This is a genomic window from Gulosibacter sediminis (assembly GCF_023370115.1).
GTDB lineage: Bacteria > Actinomycetota > Actinomycetes > Actinomycetales > Microbacteriaceae > Gulosibacter > Gulosibacter sediminis_A.
On sequence record NZ_CP097160.1, the window covers coordinates 2105556 to 2122246 of the forward strand.

Annotated in this window: 17 protein-coding genes; 2 read left to right on the plus strand and 15 right to left on the minus strand. The window is 67.0% G+C overall.

Annotation, left to right across the window (positions count from 1 at the left end; translation table 11 throughout):
- Positions 1–69 precede the first annotated feature (69 nt).
- From poxB to infA, 10 genes are all read right to left on the minus strand, one after another.
- Positions 70–1794 carry a ubiquinone-dependent pyruvate dehydrogenase gene (gene poxB, locus M3M28_RS09670; protein ID WP_249386268.1) on the minus strand — a complete coding sequence of 575 codons (1725 nt, stop codon included), beginning with the start codon at positions 1792–1794 and terminating at the stop codon, positions 70–72.
- A 137-nt stretch (positions 1795–1931) separates the two neighbouring features.
- Positions 1932–2150, minus strand: coding sequence for a YbdD/YjiX family protein (locus tag M3M28_RS09675; RefSeq protein WP_249386269.1), 219 nt, complete (start codon positions 2148–2150; stop codon positions 1932–1934).
- Positions 2150–4444, minus strand: coding sequence for a carbon starvation CstA family protein (locus M3M28_RS09680; protein ID WP_249386270.1), 2295 nt, complete (start codon positions 4442–4444; stop codon positions 2150–2152). The genes M3M28_RS09675 and M3M28_RS09680 overlap by 1 nt, the downstream gene beginning before the upstream one ends.
- Positions 4445–4547: 103 nt before the next feature.
- Complete coding sequence (gene truA / locus M3M28_RS09685; RefSeq protein WP_349305327.1) at positions 4548–5447, minus strand: tRNA pseudouridine(38-40) synthase TruA; 900 nt, start codon at positions 5445–5447, stop codon at positions 4548–4550.
- Positions 5448–5544: 97 nt separating this feature from the next.
- Positions 5545–6114, minus strand: a complete 570-nt coding sequence (rplQ, locus tag M3M28_RS09690) for a 50S ribosomal protein L17 (RefSeq protein ID WP_249386271.1) — start codon at positions 6112–6114, stop codon at positions 5545–5547.
- 44 nt (positions 6115–6158) lie between these two features.
- The gene (locus M3M28_RS09695; protein WP_249386272.1) at positions 6159–7154 is read right to left on the minus strand and encodes a DNA-directed RNA polymerase subunit alpha; all 996 of its coding nucleotides are present in this window, start codon (positions 7152–7154) and stop codon (positions 6159–6161) included.
- 158 nt (positions 7155–7312) lie between these two features.
- Positions 7313–7711, minus strand: coding sequence for a 30S ribosomal protein S11 (gene rpsK, locus M3M28_RS09700; RefSeq protein ID WP_125107009.1), 399 nt, complete (start codon positions 7709–7711; stop codon positions 7313–7315).
- A gap of 50 nt (positions 7712–7761) precedes the next feature.
- Positions 7762–8136: a 30S ribosomal protein S13 gene (gene rpsM / locus M3M28_RS09705; RefSeq protein WP_249386273.1), complete on the minus strand. Its 375-nt coding sequence runs from the start codon at positions 8134–8136 to the stop codon at positions 7762–7764.
- A gap of 173 nt (positions 8137–8309) precedes the next feature.
- A complete protein-coding gene (gene rpmJ, locus M3M28_RS09710) occupies positions 8310–8423 on the minus strand; it encodes a 50S ribosomal protein L36 (RefSeq protein ID WP_019619036.1) in 114 nt (37 codons plus the stop codon).
- Between the two features lie 80 nt (positions 8424–8503).
- A complete protein-coding gene (gene infA / locus M3M28_RS09715; protein WP_019619037.1) occupies positions 8504–8725 on the minus strand; it encodes a translation initiation factor IF-1 in 222 nt (73 codons plus the stop codon).
- A 310-nt stretch (positions 8726–9035) separates the two neighbouring features.
- Here infA and M3M28_RS09720 point away from each other — a divergent pair, with 310 nt between their 5' ends.
- Positions 9036–10403, plus strand: coding sequence for an HNH endonuclease signature motif containing protein (locus M3M28_RS09720; protein WP_249386274.1), 1368 nt, complete (start codon positions 9036–9038; stop codon positions 10401–10403).
- 126 nt (positions 10404–10529) lie between these two features.
- On the opposite strand, the gene map is transcribed toward M3M28_RS09720, so the two are convergent.
- Complete coding sequence (gene map, locus M3M28_RS09725; RefSeq protein ID WP_249386275.1) at positions 10530–11372, minus strand: type I methionyl aminopeptidase; 843 nt, start codon at positions 11370–11372, stop codon at positions 10530–10532.
- 134 nt (positions 11373–11506) lie between these two features.
- Here map and M3M28_RS09730 point away from each other — a divergent pair, with 134 nt between their 5' ends.
- The gene (locus tag M3M28_RS09730; protein WP_431193843.1) at positions 11507–12973 is read left to right on the plus strand and encodes an APC family permease; all 1467 of its coding nucleotides are present in this window, start codon (positions 11507–11509) and stop codon (positions 12971–12973) included.
- Here the strand turns inward: M3M28_RS09730 and M3M28_RS09735 are convergent.
- From M3M28_RS09735 to M3M28_RS09750, 4 genes are read right to left on the minus strand one after another with little or no spacing between them, the layout of a single operon-like run.
- Entirely contained in the window at positions 12970–13755 is a 786-nt protein-coding gene (locus M3M28_RS09735) for a gamma-glutamyl-gamma-aminobutyrate hydrolase family protein (RefSeq protein WP_249386276.1), read from the minus strand. The two genes, M3M28_RS09730 and M3M28_RS09735, sit on opposite strands and share 4 nt — an antisense overlap.
- The gene (locus M3M28_RS09740) at positions 13752–14480 is read right to left on the minus strand and encodes a gamma-glutamyl-gamma-aminobutyrate hydrolase family protein (protein WP_249386277.1); all 729 of its coding nucleotides are present in this window, start codon (positions 14478–14480) and stop codon (positions 13752–13754) included. Before M3M28_RS09740 ends, M3M28_RS09735 begins: the two co-directional genes overlap by 4 nt.
- A 2-nt stretch (positions 14481–14482) precedes the next feature.
- Positions 14483–15199: a substrate-binding periplasmic protein gene (locus M3M28_RS09745; protein ID WP_249386278.1), complete on the minus strand. Its 717-nt coding sequence runs from the start codon at positions 15197–15199 to the stop codon at positions 14483–14485.
- Positions 15199–16674, minus strand: a complete 1476-nt coding sequence (locus M3M28_RS09750) for a glutamine synthetase family protein (RefSeq protein WP_249386279.1) — start codon at positions 16672–16674, stop codon at positions 15199–15201. The genes M3M28_RS09745 and M3M28_RS09750 overlap by 1 nt, the downstream gene beginning before the upstream one ends.
- Between the last annotated feature and the right edge of the window lie 17 nt (positions 16675–16691).

Sequence of the window (16691 nt, forward strand, 5' to 3'; positions counted from 1 at the left end):
AGCGGGCAACCTGAATATGTTACTTCACGGCGTGGCAGCGGCGCAATGGCTGACCTCGGATGCAGTGCGCTAGAAGAGCTGGCGGAAGTTCGCCCGCGCGAGGTCGAGCAGCTCGTCCCCGCGGCCCGAGAGCACGGTGCGGATCGCGTAGAGCGAGAAGCCCTTCACCTGCTCGGCCGTGATCGCCGGCGGCATCGAGAGCTCCTGTCGCTCGACGACGACGTCGACGAGGGCCGGGCCCGGGTGCGCGAGCGCCTCGGCGATGGTCGACTCGACGTCCTTCGACTCCTCGACGCGCCAGCCGCGGATGCCCACGGCCTCGGCGACCTTCGCGAAGTTCGGGTTCTCGAGGTCGGTCGCGAACGTGACGAAGCCGGCGGCCTTCATCTCGAGCTCGACAAAGTTGAGCGACGAGTTGTTGAGCACGATGAGCTTTACCGGCAGCTTGTTCTGCGTCACGGTGAGCAACTCCCCCATGAGCATCGACAGGCCGCCGTCGCCCGCGAGCGCGACGATCTGCCGCTCGGGGAACGCCGCCTGCGCGCCGATCGCGTGGGGCAGCGCGTTCGCCATCGACCCATGGCTGAACGAGCCGACGAGGCGCCGGCCGCCACCGAGGTGGAGGTACCGGGCCGCGTAGACGACGGGCGAGCCGACGTCCGGAATGAACACGGCGTCGTCGTCGGCGAGCTCGTCGAGCACGCTCGCGACATACTGCGGATGGATGGGTCGCTTGCCGCGCGACGGCACGGCGAGCTCGTCGAGGCGCTTGCGCGTGCGCTCGTAGTGCTTCACCGAGTCATTGAGGTGCGCGCGCTTGCGGTTGCGCTTGAGCAGCGGCAGCAGGGCGCGCACGGTGTCGCCGACGTCGCCGACCAGGCCGAGGTCGAGCGGGGTGCGGCGACCAAGCTGCTCGCCGCGGATATCCACCTGCGCGACCTTCGCATCCTTCGGAAAAAACTGCTGGTACGGGAAGTCGGTGCCGAGCATGAGCAGCACGTCGGAATCTTCCATGGCGCGGTAGCCCGAGTTGAAGCCGAGCAGGCCGGTCATGCCAACGTCGAACGGGTTGTCGTGCTCGATGTGCTCCTTGCCGCGCAGCGCGTGCACGATCGGCGCCCCGAGCACGTCGGCGAGTTCGACGACCTCGTCGTGCGCGCCCGCGACGCCGGCACCGGCGAGGATGGTCGGGCTCGAGGCACCCGCGAGCAGCTCGGCAAGCTCGTGCAGCTCGGCCTCGGACGGCAGCACCCGCGGCTGCGCGGCCCGCACAACGTGCTCGCCCTCGTGGATGGCCTGCTGCAGCGCGACGTCGCCGGGCAGCACGACGACCGCGACTCCTCGGCGCTCGATCGCCGCGCGCATCGCGATCTCGAGCACGCGGGGCATCTGCTCGGCCGACGAGACCAGCTCGGTGTAGACGCTGCACTCGCGGAACAGCTCCTGCGGGTGCGTTTCTTGGAAGTAATTCGAACCGATCTCTTCGCTCGGGATGTGCGCGGCGATCGCGAGCACGGGCACGCGCGAGCGCTGCGCATCGAAGAGTCCGTTGATGAGGTGCAGGTTGCCGGGGCCGCAGCTGCCGGCGCAGACCGCGAGCTCGCCGGTGAGTTCGGCGTCGGCCGCGGCCGCGAACGCCGCCGCCTCCTCGTGGCGCACGTGCACCCACTCGACCTGCTCGTCTTTGCGAATCGCGTCGGTGAAGCCGTTGAGCGAGTCGCCCGGCACCCCATACACGCGGCGCACGCCGTTCACTCGAAGATTGTCGACCAGATTCTGCGCCACTGTGCCCATGGGCTGCTCCTTGTCTCGCGTTCGGTACGGCCAGTCTTGCACTCGAACTCGACAAGTTCTCGAACGCGGCACAGACAACGGCGGCCCCGATCCATGCCAGATCGGGGCCGCCGCCGTGCTTTCGCCGCTGGGAGTCGCTAGCAGCAGCGCGCCGAGGGGTTCGCATCCTCGTCGCGCGCCTTCTGCCGCCAGAACTCACGCTCCGTCATGGGCGTGGCGTCGGGGTGCTCCCGGCGCAGGTGGTTCACGTACCGCTCGTACGCGTGCCCGCCCATCATGCCGTTGAGGAACCAGCTCGCGTTCGCGAACCAGGCCCGGATGCGCCCGGGCTTGTTCGAGTGCGTGGGCGCGGTCATTATTCGAGCGTCCGATCGCGCTTGTCCTCGGGCAGCTGCGCCCACTTCTCCATGAGCTCCTTCTCGGGCTTGGTCGCGGTGATCCCCGCCGGAGCAAAGGTCAACGACGGCACCGGCTTCGGCTCAGAAGTCGGCAGGCCATCGTGCTTCCAGGCCTGAAACACCTTGACGAAGGCCGCGCCGACGACCACGAGTGTGAGAATCGCAAACAGGATCGAGAGCGAGCCCTGCACGGCCGTGTTGCGCACAGTCGCCTCAAGCTTGGTGACGTCGGCGCTCGGATCGGCCGCGAGGGCCGTGTCGATGTCGGCACGCGTGGCGAAGTGATTGGCCCAGTACCCAATGTTGCGCACCGGCGAGAAGATCTTGTGCCAGGAACCGACCATCGTGACGACGAGGTCGAACATGAGCGGGATACCGGGAATCCAGAGGTACTTGAACATCTTGCGCCCGCGCTTTGCGAGCACCGCCGTGACTACGGCGAGCGCGACCGCCGCGAGCAGCTGGTTCGCGATACCGAACAGCGGGAAGAACGTGTTGATGCCGCCGAGCGGATCGGTGACGCCGAGCAACAGGATGTAGCCCCAGCCCGCGACCATGAGCGCGGTCGTGAGCCACACACCGACGCGCCAGTTGTTGTCCTTAATGCGCGGCCAGAAGTTGCCGAGGGCCTCCTGCAGCTGGAAGCGCGCCACGCGGGTACCGGCGTCGACCGCGGTGAGGATGAACAGCGCCTCAAACATGATCGCGAAGTGGTACCAGAAGCCCATGAGGCCCGGCGTGATGTTGTGCATGATGTGAGCGATACCCATGGCGAGCGTGGGCGCGCCACCCGTGCGAGAGACGATCGACTCCTCCCCCACCTCTTCGGCCATCTGCTGGAGGAACGACCCTTCGACATGCACGCCGTTGAGGCCGAGCGAGTTCACGAACATCGCCGCGCCCTCGACCGTGCCGCCGGTGGCCGCGACGGAGGAGTTCATGGCGAAGTAGAGGCCGCGGTCGATCGACACGGCGGCGACAAGCGCCATGATCGCGACGAACGACTCCATGAGCATGCCGCCGTAGCCGATGAACTTCGTCTGGCGCTCCTTGTGCACCATCTTCGGGGTCGTACCCGACGAGATGAGCGCGTGGAAGCCCGAGAGGGCGCCACACGCGATTGTGACGAAGAGGAACGGGAACAGCGCGCCACTGAACACGGGGCCGTCGGAGCGGCCCGCGAACTCGCTGAACGCGGGGGTTGTGATCTCGGGGCGCACGATGACGATCGCGACCGCGAGCACGACGATGACGCCGATCTTCATGAAGGTCGACAGGTAGTCGCGCGGCGTGAGCAGCAGCCACACCGGCAGCACCGCGGCGATGAAGCCGTAGATGATGATCGCCCAGGCGATGGTGGTGTGGTCGAGCAGGAAGAACGACGAGCCCCACTCGGTGGCGGCAATCTGGCCACCGCCGATGATCGCGGCCATGAGCAGGATGAAGCCGATCACCGAGACCTCGAGGATCTTGCCGGGGCGCAGGTAGCGCAGGTAGATACCCATGAACAGGGCGATCGGAATCGTCATGCCGACCGAGAAGACACCCCAGGGGCTCTCGCCGAGCGAGTTCACGACGACGAGCGCGAGGATCGCAACGATGATGATCATGATCGTGAGGGTCGCGAGAATCGCGGCGATGCCGCCGACGCGACCGAGGTCATCCCGCGCCATCTGGCCGAGCGAGCGGCCGCGGCGACGCGTCGAGATGAACAGCACGAGGTAGTCCTGCACCGCGCCCGCGAGCACGACGCCGACGATGATCCAGATCGTGCCGGGCAGGTAGCCCATCTGCGCGGCGAGCACGGGGCCGACGAGCGGGCCGGCGCCAGCGATCGCGGCGAAGTGGTGGCCGAACAGCACGCGGCGGTCGGTCGCGACGAAGTCCTTGCCGTTCGCCAGGTACTCGGCCGGCGTCGCGCGGTGGTCGTTCGGGCGCAGCAGGTGCTTCTCGATGTAGTTCGCGTAGAAGCGGTAGGCGATGAGGTAGGTGCACACCGCGGCGAACACGAACCAGATGCCGTTGACCGATTCGCCGCGCACGAATGCGAGCATGGTCCAGGCCACGCCACCGACGAGGGCGATGAGCACCCACGTGATGATCTTGCCTGGCGTCCACTTCCTCGCGCGGTCGAGCGCCTTGGCGTCGGCGCCGGCGACCGGGTACCCCTCGGGGGTGTTGAGCTGGGACTCATCCCATTCGACGGGCGGATTCGCGGCGTCGTCGGCGCGCGATTCGTCGATCCTTGTCATTCTTTCTCGCTCTCACTGGTTCAGCTCTGCGTTGAGTTGACGCGCGCCGTGCGGGTGCGGCGCGTGGCCAAGCATAGTGACTTCCAGCGAATTGGCGAGATTCTTACAGTTTGGAGGCCTCGCGTCGTGGTAATTCAACGACATTGTCGGGCCGCTTCGCGCGGGTCGCGAGCTGGCGGGATGCGAGGTCAGCGTCGTCGGGGTACCCCACCCCGGTGAGGGTCAGGCCCTTCGCCGCGAGCACCGTGAACGCGTTCGAGCGGCTGCGCACCTCGAGCAGCTCGGGCACGCGCGCGAGCGGAAGCCTGCCCTGCCCGACCGCGGCGCACATCCCGACGAGCGAACGCACCATCGAGTGGCAGAAGGCGTCGGCGCGCACGTGCGCGCGGAAGACGCCCCGCTCGAGCTCCTCCCAGCGGAACTCCTGCAGCGTGCGGATCGTCGTCGCGCCCTCCCGCGGCTTGCAGAAGCCCGCGAAGTCGTGCAGCCCGACGAGCACCTCGGCGGAAGCGTTCATCGCGTCGAGATCGAGGGCTCTGCGCACGACCGTGGTGCGGTGCCGCTCGAGCGGATTCGCAACCGAGGTCGAGTCGGCGAGACGATATTCGTAGCTGCGCCAGAGTGCCGAGAAGCGGGCGTCGAACTCGGTGCCGACCTCGCGCGCGCCGGTGATGAGGACGTCCGAGTCGGCGCCAAGAATGCCCGCGCAGCGGCGCACCAGCGCGGCCGCGGGGTCGTCATCGCCACGCCCCCGCACGGTCGACGCCCACACCTCGTCATCGAGGTCGAGGTGCGCGACCTGACCGGTGGCATGGACCCCAGCATCCGTTCGGCCAGCGACCGTGAGCAGCGGGCCGGTCTCGGGCAGCGCGCGGTAGAGGATGCGCAGCGCATCCTCGAGCGTGCCCTGCACCGTGCGGAGCTCGGGCTGCGCGGCCCAGCCGCTGAAGGCCGTGCCGTCGTAGGCGATGTCGAGGCGCACGCGGACATTCATGCGCACCATCTTGCCGCATCCGTGCGCCCGCCGGGCCGAGGCGCTCGCGCGGAAACGAGGAAGGCCCCCGCCAAGTGGCGGGGGCCTTCCTGTTGGTGCGAGGAGACTACTTGGTCTCTTCCTCGGCTGCGTCGTCGGCAGCAACCTCGTCGGTCGCCTCGGCGGCGGCCTCGTCGGTCTCGACCTCAGCGGCAGCCTCGGCTGCCTCGGCCTCGACGGCGGCCTCGGCCTCGACGTCCTCGGTCACCACGTCGTCCTCGACAACCGGCGCCTCGGCGACGGGGGTCTCGGCAGCGGTGTTCTTCACCTTCGGCGTGACGGGCTCGAGCACAAGCTCAATCACGGCCATCGGCGCGTTGTCGCCCTTGCGGTAACCGGTCTTGATGACGCGGGTGTAGCCGCCCGGGCGCTCCGCGACGAGCGGCGCGATCTCGGTGAAGAGCTCGTGCACGACACCGCGGTCAGTGATCGTCTCAAGCACCTTGCGGCGGTTGTGCAGGTCGCCACGCTTGGCCTGCGTGATGAGGCGTTCAGCGACGGGCTGGAGGCGCTTCGCGCGGGTCTCGGTAGTCTGGATGCGCTTGTGCGTGAACAGCTGCGCGGCCATCTGGCCAAGAATCATGCGCTCGTGGGTGGGGCCGGCGCCGATGCGAGGACCCTTTGTAGGCTTAGGCATTCTCGTGATCTCTTTCTGAAACTAGGTATCCGCGTCTGCGCGGTTTAGATGTACTCGCCGCTGTCTTCGCCAGCACCGTAGAAGTGGGTGCCTTCGAAACCGGGCACCGAATCCTTGAGGCTCAGGCCCATGCTCGACAGCTTGTCGCGCACCTCATCCACCGACTTCTGACCGAAGTTCCGGATGTTCATCAGCTGCGTCTCGCTCAGCGCAACGAGCTGCGACACCGTGGTGATGCCCTCGCGCATGAGGCAGTTGTACGAACGAACCGAAAGGTCGAGGTCGTTGATGCTCATCGACAGTTCTTCGTTGATGACCTGGTCAACCGGCGCGGGGCCGATCTCGATACCTTCAGCCTCAACGTTGAGCTCGCGTGCAAGCCCGAACAGCTCAACCAGCGTACCGCCGGCCGAAGCAACGGCGTCGCGCGGCGACATCGACTGCTTGGTCTCGACGTCGACCACGAGGCGGTCGAAGTCGGTGCGCTCACCCGCACGGGTGGCCTCAACGCGGTAGGTGACCTTGAGCACCGGCGAATAGATCGAGTCGACCGGAATCTGGCCGGCCTCGGAGTACTCGTTGCGGTTCTGCTGGGCCGAAACGTAGCCGCGGCCACGCTCGATCGTGAGCTCGAGCTCGAACTTCGCGTCGTCGTTCAGCGTCGCGATGACGAGGTTCGGGTTGTGAATCTCCACGCCGGCGGGGGCGGAGATGTCAGCGGCAGTCACTTCACCGGCGCCGGTCTTGCGCAGGTACGCGGTGATCGGCTCGTCGTGCTCGCTCGAAACAACGAGCTGCTTGATGTTGAGGATGATCTCGGTGACATCCTCCTTCACGCCCGAAATGGTCGTGAACTCGTGCTGCACGTTGTCGAGGCGGATGCTCGTAACGGCCGCGCCGGGGATCGAGCTGAGCAGGGTGCGACGCAGCGAGTTGCCGAGCGTGTAGCCAAAGCCAGGCTCGAGCGGCTCGATGACGAAGCGCGAACGGTACTCGGAGACGTGCTCCTCGGTGAGGGTGGGGCGCTGTGCAATGAGCACTGTGTGGTTCCTTTCGGCAAAGCGTCCGCTATATGACGCTTGGCGTGTGCGTGAGTGGCGATCTCACGTGAGGTAGGTAGTGGTGCGAAAGACAGGCGGTCCGGCGGGTGCCGGAAAGTCGCCCAACCCTCGAGGTGAGGACCGGGCGACCGGGGGCGTTAGACGCGACGACGCTTCGGCGGGCGAGCACCGTTGTGCGCCTGCGGGGTGACGTCGGTGATCGAACCGACCTCGAGGCCCGCGGCCTGCAGCGAACGGATGGCGGTCTCGCGACCCGAACCCGGGCCCTTCACGAAGACGTCAACCTTCTTCATGCCGTGCTCCTGTGCCTGGCGAGCAGCCGACTCAGCGGCGAGCTGCGCGGCGAACGGGGTCGACTTACGCGAACCCTTGTAGCCAACGGCGCCTGACGAGGCCCAGCTGATCACAGCACCGGTGGTGTCAGTGATCGAAACGATCGTGTTGTTGAACGTCGACTTGATGTGCGCCTGGCCGACGGCGACGTTCTTGTTGCTCTTGCGGCGCGGCTTGCGCGCGGCGGTCTTGGGGGTAGCCAATTCTTCTCTCCTACGAAATTCGGTTCACTCACATCCGCAATGCGGATGGGTTACTTCGCCTTCTTCTTACCGGCGACGGTGCGCTTCGGGCCCTTACGCGAACGCGCGTTGGTCTTGGTGCGCTGACCGTGCACGGGAAGACCGCGACGGTGGCGGATGCCCTGGTAGCTACCGATTTCGACCTTGCGGCGGATGTCGGCTGCGACCTCACGGCGAAGGTCACCTTCAACCTGGTAGGTACCTTCGATGTGGTCGCGGAGGGCAACGAGCTGCTCGTCGCTGAGGTCCTTGACTCGGGTGTTGCCGTCGACGCCGGTAGCCTCGAGCGACTTGAGCGCGCGGGTGCGGCCGATGCCGTAGATGTAGGTGAGTGCAACCTCGACGCGCTTTTCGCGCGGGAGGTCAACGCCTGCTAGACGTGCCATTGGAGTGTGCTCCTAGATGGTGAGAGGTGTGGTGCAGCAGCTGGGCCCCGGCCTCGTGCCCGGAGGTGTCCCCGACCGTGGTGCGATCGGTTCTTACCGCTGCGATTGCATTATTGAGTTGTGTGCCACCGAGGCGGCGGATGCGCGGCGAGCGCGAGGCCCGCCGACCGCAACTAGCCCTGGCGCTGCTTGTGGCGCGGGTTGTCGCAGATGACCATGACGCGGCCGTGACGACGGATCACGCGGCACTTGTCGCACATCTTCTTAACCGAAGGCTTGACCTTCATGAGTGTTCTTCTTTCTTCGCTGGCCTCGTGCTGACGCGGGTGCGCCAGCCGTTCCTTATCCGGCCGAAACGAACTGCAGGCTACTTGTAGCGGTAGACGATGCGGCCACGCGTGAGGTCGTAGGGGCTGAGTTCTACGATCACTCGGTCTTCGGGAAGGATGCGGATGTAGTGCTGCCGCATCTTGCCGGAGATGTGTGCGAGGACCTTGTGTCCATTGGAAAGTTCGACACGGAACATTGCGTTTGGCAATGCTTCGATGACCGTGCCCTCGATCTCGATGACGCCGTCTTTTTTGGCCATAGCCTCACTGTCGCTTGCTGTAGTTCGCCGCATGCCGGTCATGCGGAAATCGACTTCTCGCAGACATGCCAAAGCAGGCACGACAAGCCGACTTTCAACTATAGGCTGGCGCGCTCGCGAAATGCAAGGGGGAGTTCCGTTCAGATCCCACGGAACTCAGACAGCCTGAGCCTAACAGCCTTGCGCGCAGAACACACTCATAGCGAGCGGTGGGTTTCGGATGCACGCCTGCGGAGATGTCGGAGGCTCATAGTCCACTGCAATTACCGACAAGAGCACCCCGCAGCAGCGCGGAAGGAGGCGGCGCGAGATGACCAGCACGGCACCCGAGTTTGACGATGACCAGACCGACGCATTCCTCCGCGTCGCGCTCGAACAGTTCCACGCCGACCTGCGCGCGCGGGCGGCGGTCGATGCCTCCGACTTCCGCACCTACGCAACTATTTACAACACTGCCGAGGCCTACACCTCGCGCGATTGTGGGCCCGCCGTCTCGGCCACGAAGCGCGCCGAGACGTTCCAGTGGCATCTGCGCTCGGTCGCGGGCGAGTTCGCGTGCGACTCGCAGCTCACCGACAACGCGCTGATGAACCGCGCGCGGGGCGCGCACAACCTGTTCACGAAGTTCCCGTACTGGCACGATGCGCTCGCCGAGGCCTCGGTGCAGGCCGGGCACGTGGGCGCGATGCTCCGGCACCACTCCCCCGTACCGCCGCAGCACTACGCCACCTACGGCAACGGCGTGCTGCGATACGCGAAGGCGCACACCGCTCCTCAGACCGAGACCTACGCGAAGAAACTCGCGGCGAAACTCGCGAGCGAGGAATTCGAAGAGGCCCACAAGCAGGCGTTCGAGAAGCGCCGAGTCATCGTCAACCACGACGACTTCGGCATGGCCTTCCTCACCGCCTATCTCCCCTCCGTCGTCGCGGCCGCCATCGACGAGCAGCTGTCGCGCGACGCCGAAGCGATGATCGACGTCGCAAAGCAGGAGGGTAGGGACCGTCGGAACGAGCCCGAGTTCGACGCCGACCTGCGCACGCGCGACCAGCACCGCGCCAACATCCTCTCCGACACCCTGCTCACTGCCACGGCACAGACGATCCTCGAGGGCCCTGCCGAGGGCGCCGCGCGGGTCAGGGCTACGGTGAGCATCGTCACGCCGGTGCTGGCGCTGCGCGACCCAAAGTTCGCCGGGGCGTTCGCTCGGGCGGGCGGCTCCGACACCTGCGCCGGGGTGGCGATGCTCAACGGCATCCAGCCCATGAGCGCCGAAGAGGCCCGCCAGTGGGCCGCCGATGGCGAGCTCGAGCGCATCCTCACGCACCCCATCACGGGGCACGTCATCACTTCCGACACCTATGCGCCGACCGCGTCGCTGCGCAGGTATCTCCGCGCCCGCGACGTCGTCTGCTGCTTCCCGGGCTGCCGCCGGCCGGCGCATCGCAGCGAGCTCGACCACACGGTCGCGTGGCAGGACGGCGGCAAGACGCACCCGGGCAATCTCGGGCACCTCTGCCGCGCCCACCACACGCAGAAGCACGTGCAGCCGTGGCAGGTCTTCAACCTCGGCGGCGGCGAACTGGCATGGATCACGCCCGAGGGGCGAACCATCCACGTTTCACCCGAACCGCCGGGGCCCCGCTTTGTCGAGGTGCACGATCCGCCACCCTTCTAAGGGTGCGGTCTGCCCACGAACGGGCCAACGCACCCCAGCACCCCAGCACATCCACCGGACCACATCAGGGCCGCACCGCTCGTCACATCGAGAGCGGTACTCGGGATGCGCTGGGGCGCTTTGGGGCTACGGCACGGGAACGGGCGTCACACCAAGCGGCGCGAGACCAGCGGCGCCGCCGTCGGCGGCGGTGGAGACCCAGATACCTTCTTTATGGCGCAGCACGGTGTGCTCCCAGTGGGCGCTCGGCGTTCCATCGATCGCGCGCACGGACCAGTGGTCGGGGTCGGTACGCACATCGGGGCTGCCCGCGGTAAGCATGGGCTCGATGCAGATCGCGAGGCCAGCCTTCACGACCGGGCCGCGACGGCGCACGCGGTAGTTGAAAACGGTCGGCTCTTCGTGCATATCGCGGCCGATACCGTGTCCGGTGTAGCCCTCGAGGTTGCCGAGCGGACCCTCGTCGAGGTGCATATCGATCTCGTCCTCGATCGCGCCGCCCACGTCGTTGAGGTGGCGGGCCGACGCAACCGCGGCGATACCCGCCCACATGGCAGCCTGCGCAGCGGCGCTCGTACGGCGCGCATCCAGCAGCCACTGCTCGGCGTTCTCGCGCTGCGGCTTACCCGGCACGATGAACGTGCGTGCTGAGTCGCCGTTCCAACCGTTCAACTGGGCACCGCAGTCGATCGACACGATGTCGCCCGGCTGCAGCGGCGTCTCGTTCGGGATCCCGTGCACGACGACGTCGTTCACCGAGGCACACACGGTGTGGGCGTAGTCCTCGACGAGCTTGAAGTTCGACTCGCCGCCCCCGGCGAGGATCACGCGCTCGGCAATGGCATCAAGCTCGAGCGTCGAAATGCCGGGGCGAATGGCGGCTTCGACCGCATCCAGGGCCTGCGAGGTGAGCAGTCCGGCGGGCACCATGAGGCGCAGCTCTTCGGGGGACTTATAGATCGAGCGCATGGCACCGAGCCTACTCGGCACACCGTGCGTCTCGAGCAGGTAAAGAAGCATCCTTCAAGCTGGGCGTTCCGTGCTAACTTGCTGAAAAACTTCACGACGGCATCCGCGCCATACAACGACGTTAGGAACCACGCATGTCCGCCAGCCCAACAACGCTCGAAGATCGCAACCCACCGGAACCAACAGGGCTGAAGCGCACGCTCGGCGTCTGGAGCACCCTCACCCTTGGCGTCGGCGCCATGGTCGGCTTCGGCTGGGTCACGCTCGTCGGCGGCTGGATCGAAAGCGCCGGCTCGCTCGGCGCAACCCTCGCGTTTGTCGTAGGCGGCTTCATGATGGCGATCGTGTCGCTCGTCTACGCCGAGCTCGTCGCCGCAATGCCGAAGGCCGGCGGTGAGCACAACTACATCATCCGCGCGATGGGCCCCCGCTGGTCATTCATCGGCTCGTGGGCGATCACGGGCGGCTACGCCACGGTGGTCGCATTCGAGGCGGTCGCGCTCCCCCGCGCGATCGACTACGTCGTCGACCTTGAGCAGATCCACCTCTGGACCGTCAGCGGCTCCGAGGTCTTCCTCGTCTGGGCCCTCGTAGGCTCGGTCGTCGCGGTGCTCATCACGATCATCAACATCCTCGGCGTCAAGGTCGCGGGTGGCGTGCAGATGTTCGTCGTCATCTTCCTCTTCGCCATCGGCGCGCTGCAGATCTTCGGCTCGGTCACGGGCGGCTCTGGCGCAAACTTCGAGCCCTTCTTCACGGGCGGCTCCGCGGGCTTCTTCGCGGTGCTCATCGTCGTGCCGTTCCTCTTTGTTGGCTTCGACGTGATCCCCCAGGCCGCCGAAGAGGTGGACATCCCGCCGCGCAAGGTGGGCAACATCTCGTTCATCTCGGTGCTCATCGCCGCGGCCTGGTACATCATGATCGTGCTCACGGTCTCGTCGGCCCTCACCCACGACCAGATGGCAAGCTCGGGCCTGCCGGCGGCGGATGCGATGGGCGCGCTGTTCGGCAACCAGTTCTTCGCCAACCTCATGGTCGCAGCCGGCGTCGCCGGCATCATCACCTCGTGGAACTCGCTGCAGCTCGGCGCCTCGCGCCTCATGTTCTCGCTCGCGCGCGGCGGCATGCTGCCCGCGTGGTTCGGCAAGCTGCACCCGAAGTACGGCACCCCCGCGAACGCCCTCATCGTGCTCGGCGCCATCGCGACGATCGCCCCGTTCTTCGGCGCCTCAGCCCTCGGCTGGATCGTCGACGCCGGCTCGCCGATGATCGTCATCGCCTACCTGCTCGTCTCGATCTCGTTCGTAATCCTCCGCGTGCGCGAACCGCGCATGGAGCGCCCGCTGCGCATCGGTGGCAAGGGCAAGTTCGGCGTTGCCATCGGCGGCCTCTCGATCGCGATCACCGCGTTCCTCTGCTCGCTCTACCTGCCCGGGATGCCCGCCGGCATCGGCGTTGAGTCGTGGCTCATCTTCGGCGTCTGGTGGATCGTCGGCGCCGTGTTCTTCGTAGCGATTCCGGGCGGCGTCAAGCCCGGCCCGAACGCCGAAGAAGAGCTTTACGAGAAGGTGCTACAGAAGTTCCCGGGCCGGCGCGGCTAGCGAGCCCCGACTCGCGCCCGCACCTGCCGCACGAACTCCCCGAAGAGCACGCGCCGGTCGTCACGATTCGCCGCGAGCTCTTCGGGGTGCCACTGCACCCCGACAATCCAGGTGTTCTCGACGCGCTCCGTCGCTTCGGTGATGCCGTCGCGAGCACGCGCCGCGACGCGCAGCCCCGCGCCGACCCGGTCGACCGCCTGGTGGTGGCCGTTGCGCACCGTCAGGCTTGATGATCCGTACAGCTCGCGAAGGCGACTGCCCTCGACCAGCTCGACCACCTCATCCACAAAGAGCGGATCGCCCGGCGCACCCTTGTGCAGCTCGAACGGGTCAAGATCGGGCACGAGCGAGCCACCGCACGCGACATTGAGCAGCTGCGAGCCGCGGCAGAGGTGCAGCATGATCGCGTCGTCGGCGATGCCGGTGCGGATGAGTTCGAGCTCGCGGTCGTCGGCGCGGCGATCCTTGCCGTACTCGTTCGGCACGGGGTCGGTGTGCCCGTAGAGCGTCGCGTCGACGTCGCCACCGCCGAGCACGAGGATGCCGTCGGCACCGCGAATCGCTTCGGAGTCGGGCGGCGTCTCGTCGGCCACGTCGTGCAGGCTCGCGCGGGCGCCGGCATCGTGCAACGCCGCCACCGCCACCTGAATCAGATCGCGATTCAGCCCGCGCGAGAACGACGACTGCCCCGGCGTATTCAGCTGCACGACGACGGCGATCTCGACGTCGGCCTCGGGATGCGCCGAGGTCGTCACCGCCTCGTCCCACGTCAGCGGCGTCACGCCGCGCTCCGCTCGCTCGAGCGCGCGCGGGCTTGGGCCACGATCCAGTCGAACAGCGCCTGATCGCTCGCGACCGAGTCGCTGCGATCCTCGGGATGCCACTGCACCCCGACGATGTTCAGCTCCGGGTCCTCGAGTGCCTCGACAGCGCCGTCGGCGGCCCGCGCCGTCACGCGCAGGCCCTCGCCAACGCGCCCAACGGCTTGATGGTGATAACTCGACACCGAGACGGCGCGCGAGGCGGTCTCCCCGAGCGCCGCCGCGAGCGCGCTGCCCGGCGCGATCTCGACGTCGTGAATGGTGTCGACGTGTTCCTGCGGCTGCTGCGGCCAGTGCTGCACGAGGTCGCCCCCGCGCTCGACGTTCCACAGCTGCATCCCGCGACAAATCAGCAGGGCAGGGATGCCGCGCTCGGCCGCCGCCGCGATGGCCGCGGCGTCCGCGTCATCCTGCCCATCAAACGAGCAGCCCGCGTAGCTCGCCTCGGCGAGCTGGCCGTACCGGAACGGGTCGATGTCGGGCCCGCCCGGCAGCACGAGCCCATCGACGAAGCCCCAGAGTCGCGAGTCGGGGTTCGCCCAGTCGACGAGCGGGCTCAACACGACCGGGTCGCCGCCCGCGCGCTGGATCGCGCGCAGGACGGCGTTGGCGGCCACCGAGGCGTCGAAGCGCAGGCCCTGAATCTTGGCCGAGCTCAGCCCCGGCACGCCAATGATCGGTCGCACGGTTAGGCGTCCTCCCCGCGCAGGGTCTCGCCCGGGAACGGCAGGTGCGGCATCCACTTCGTCCAGACGGCCTCGAGCCGACCGTCTGCGAGCACCCGGCCGATCGCGCCGTTGAGCTCCTCAAGCAGCTCCGTGTTGCCCTTGCGCACCCCGACGCCCCACTTGTTGCGGGTCTGCGCGGTGAACGCGAGGTCGAACTCGGGTTCGTCACCGAGCGGCACCGTCACCACGTCGTCGTCAATCATCGCGTCGACGGAGCCGCTACGCACGGCCTCGAGCATGTCGGCGAATACGTCATCGCTCGCACCGAACGGCACGAGCTCAACCTCGGGGAACGTCTCGGCGAGCTTCATGTTCGTCGAGCCGGCGATCGCGCCGACGCGGTAGCCGCGCATGTCCTCGGGCGCCCGCGCCGGGTCGCCGGCACGGACGAGCACCGACTCGTTGAACACGGTGTAGGGGCGGGTGAAGTCGACGAGCTCCTGCCGCGAGGGGATGATGCCCTGGCCGCACCAGACGGCGTCAGCGCGGCCATCCTGCACCGCGGGAATCATGTCGTCCCAGGGCAGAATCACCCACTCGACCTCGGCGCCGAGCTCGCCGGCGACCAGCACCGCCACATCCGGCTCGAAGCCGGGGCGGGTCTTGCCGCCGTCGGTCGAAAGGTCAAAGAGCGGCGGTGCCGCCGAATCGATACATGCAAGTTTGATGGTGCGCATTACGGAATCGCCTGCCAATACTGATTGAATTCCCACTCGGTCACGGCCCCGCAGTAGCGGGCCCATTCGTCCGACTTCATCTCCAGATAGATGCGACGAAGATCCTCAGGCAGGTTCGCCTGAATCCAGTCGGACGACTTGAATGCCTCGATCGCCTCGCCGAGCGTCATCGGCAGGTCGACGCCGCCCGAGCCAGCGGCCGGCGGCTCGATCTCGTTGCCGATGCCGTCGGCCATCGCCGACACGAGCAGCGAGTGCGAGAGGTAGGGGTTTACGGATGCGTCGGGCACGCGCACCTCGGCGCGGCCGTTCGCCGAGATGCGCACCATCGAGGCGCGGTCGTCGAGGCCCCAATCGGCGCTGGCGGGCGCGAACTGGCCCGGGTCCCAGAACCGCTTGTACGAGTTCACGGTGCTCGCCATAACGAGCATCATCGCCGGCGCGTGCTTGAGCACGCCGCCGATGGCCCAGCGACCCAGCTGCGACATGTGCAGTTCGGTGACGCCCGGCGTGATGAACGTGTTCGTGCCCTCGTCGCCCCAGAGCGACAGGTTGTGGTGGCAGCCATTACCCATCGACCCGAGGTACGGCTTCGGCATGAACGACGCCTTGACTCCGAACTCGCGCGCGACCTGCGAGCAGATCTGGCGATAGGTCACGAGGCGGTCGGCGGTGCGCTCAATGTCGTCGAACATCCAGTTGAGCTCGATCTGGCCCTTGTCCTCGTAGTCGCCCTCGATCATGTCGAAGTCGAGCGCGGTCGCGTACTCCTCGAGCCGCTTATAGATAGGACGCATAACCTCGAGGTTCTCGACCTGGTAGGCGGGGCTGTGCCCGGGGATGAGCGTGGGCTCGATCGAGTCGCCGGTCCAGGTCATCTCGGGCTCGGTGCCCGACTTCATCGTGAGGCTGAAGACGTCCTTGAGCAGCTGGTGCGTGCGCTGCATGTTCGCGCGCGAGTCGATCGCGAGCGGGCGGCCGCCGACGCCCGGCAGGTGCTCGGGCTCGTAGGCCGCGCAGAAGATGCGGCCGACCTCGCCGTCCCACGGTAGCTGCTGGAACGACTCGGGCTCGGGCAGGCCGACGAACTCCTTCGCCTCGATGCCGCCACCGATGAGGTTGCCGAAGATGTCCGACTGGAGGTCGCTCAGCGCCGTGCGGTGAAAGGCGATGCCCTTCTCGAGGTTGCGCACGATGTGCTTCGCCGGCACCATCTTCGCGACGGTGCGCGCGCCGAGCGTCGGCAGCATGTAATAGAGGTACTTCACGCCGGAGCGCTCGATCTTCTCGACGATCTCGGCGACCGTGTCGTCCTCGAGGTTCTGTTCCTGGTGGTAGCCGAACGCGCCGTTGTCGTTGAGCGCCGCCTCGACGCTCTCGCGATAGAAGTCGCCAAGGTTGCGCCCGAGCTCGACCGCCGCGGTCTGGAGTTTCTCGACGTGCGGCTCAACCGTCGTCGTGCTGTGGTTGGTCATTACGTTGCCTTCCGTGC

Coding starts and splice junctions, on each gene's coding strand:
- M3M28_RS09675 (WP_249386269.1), bottom strand. CDS start 2,150: ATGACCGCGCCCACGCACTCGAACAAGCCCGGGCGCATCCGGGCCTGG.
- rplQ (WP_249386271.1), bottom strand. CDS start 6,114: ATGCCTAAGCCTACAAAGGGTCCTCGCATCGGCGCCGGCCCCACCCAC.
- truA (WP_349305327.1), bottom strand. CDS start 5,447: ATGGTGCGCATGAATGTCCGCGTGCGCCTCGACATCGCCTACGACGGC.
- M3M28_RS09745 (WP_249386278.1), bottom strand. CDS start 15,199: ATGCGCACCATCAAACTTGCATGTATCGATTCGGCGGCACCGCCGCTC.
- rpmJ (WP_019619036.1), bottom strand. CDS start 8,423: ATGAAGGTCAAGCCTTCGGTTAAGAAGATGTGCGACAAGTGCCGCGTG.
- M3M28_RS09750 (WP_249386279.1), bottom strand. CDS start 16,674: ATGACCAACCACAGCACGACGACGGTTGAGCCGCACGTCGAGAAACTC.
- infA (WP_019619037.1), bottom strand. CDS start 8,725: ATGGCCAAAAAAGACGGCGTCATCGAGATCGAGGGCACGGTCATCGAA.
- M3M28_RS09730 (WP_431193843.1), top strand. CDS start 11,507: ATGTCCGCCAGCCCAACAACGCTCGAAGATCGCAACCCACCGGAACCA.
- map (WP_249386275.1), bottom strand. CDS start 11,372: ATGCGCTCGATCTATAAGTCCCCCGAAGAGCTGCGCCTCATGGTGCCC.
- rpsM (WP_249386273.1), bottom strand. CDS start 8,136: ATGGCACGTCTAGCAGGCGTTGACCTCCCGCGCGAAAAGCGCGTCGAG.
- poxB (WP_249386268.1), bottom strand. CDS start 1,794: ATGGGCACAGTGGCGCAGAATCTGGTCGACAATCTTCGAGTGAACGGC.
- M3M28_RS09680 (WP_249386270.1), bottom strand. CDS start 4,444: ATGACAAGGATCGACGAATCGCGCGCCGACGACGCCGCGAATCCGCCC.
- M3M28_RS09720 (WP_249386274.1), top strand. CDS start 9,036: ATGACCAGCACGGCACCCGAGTTTGACGATGACCAGACCGACGCATTC.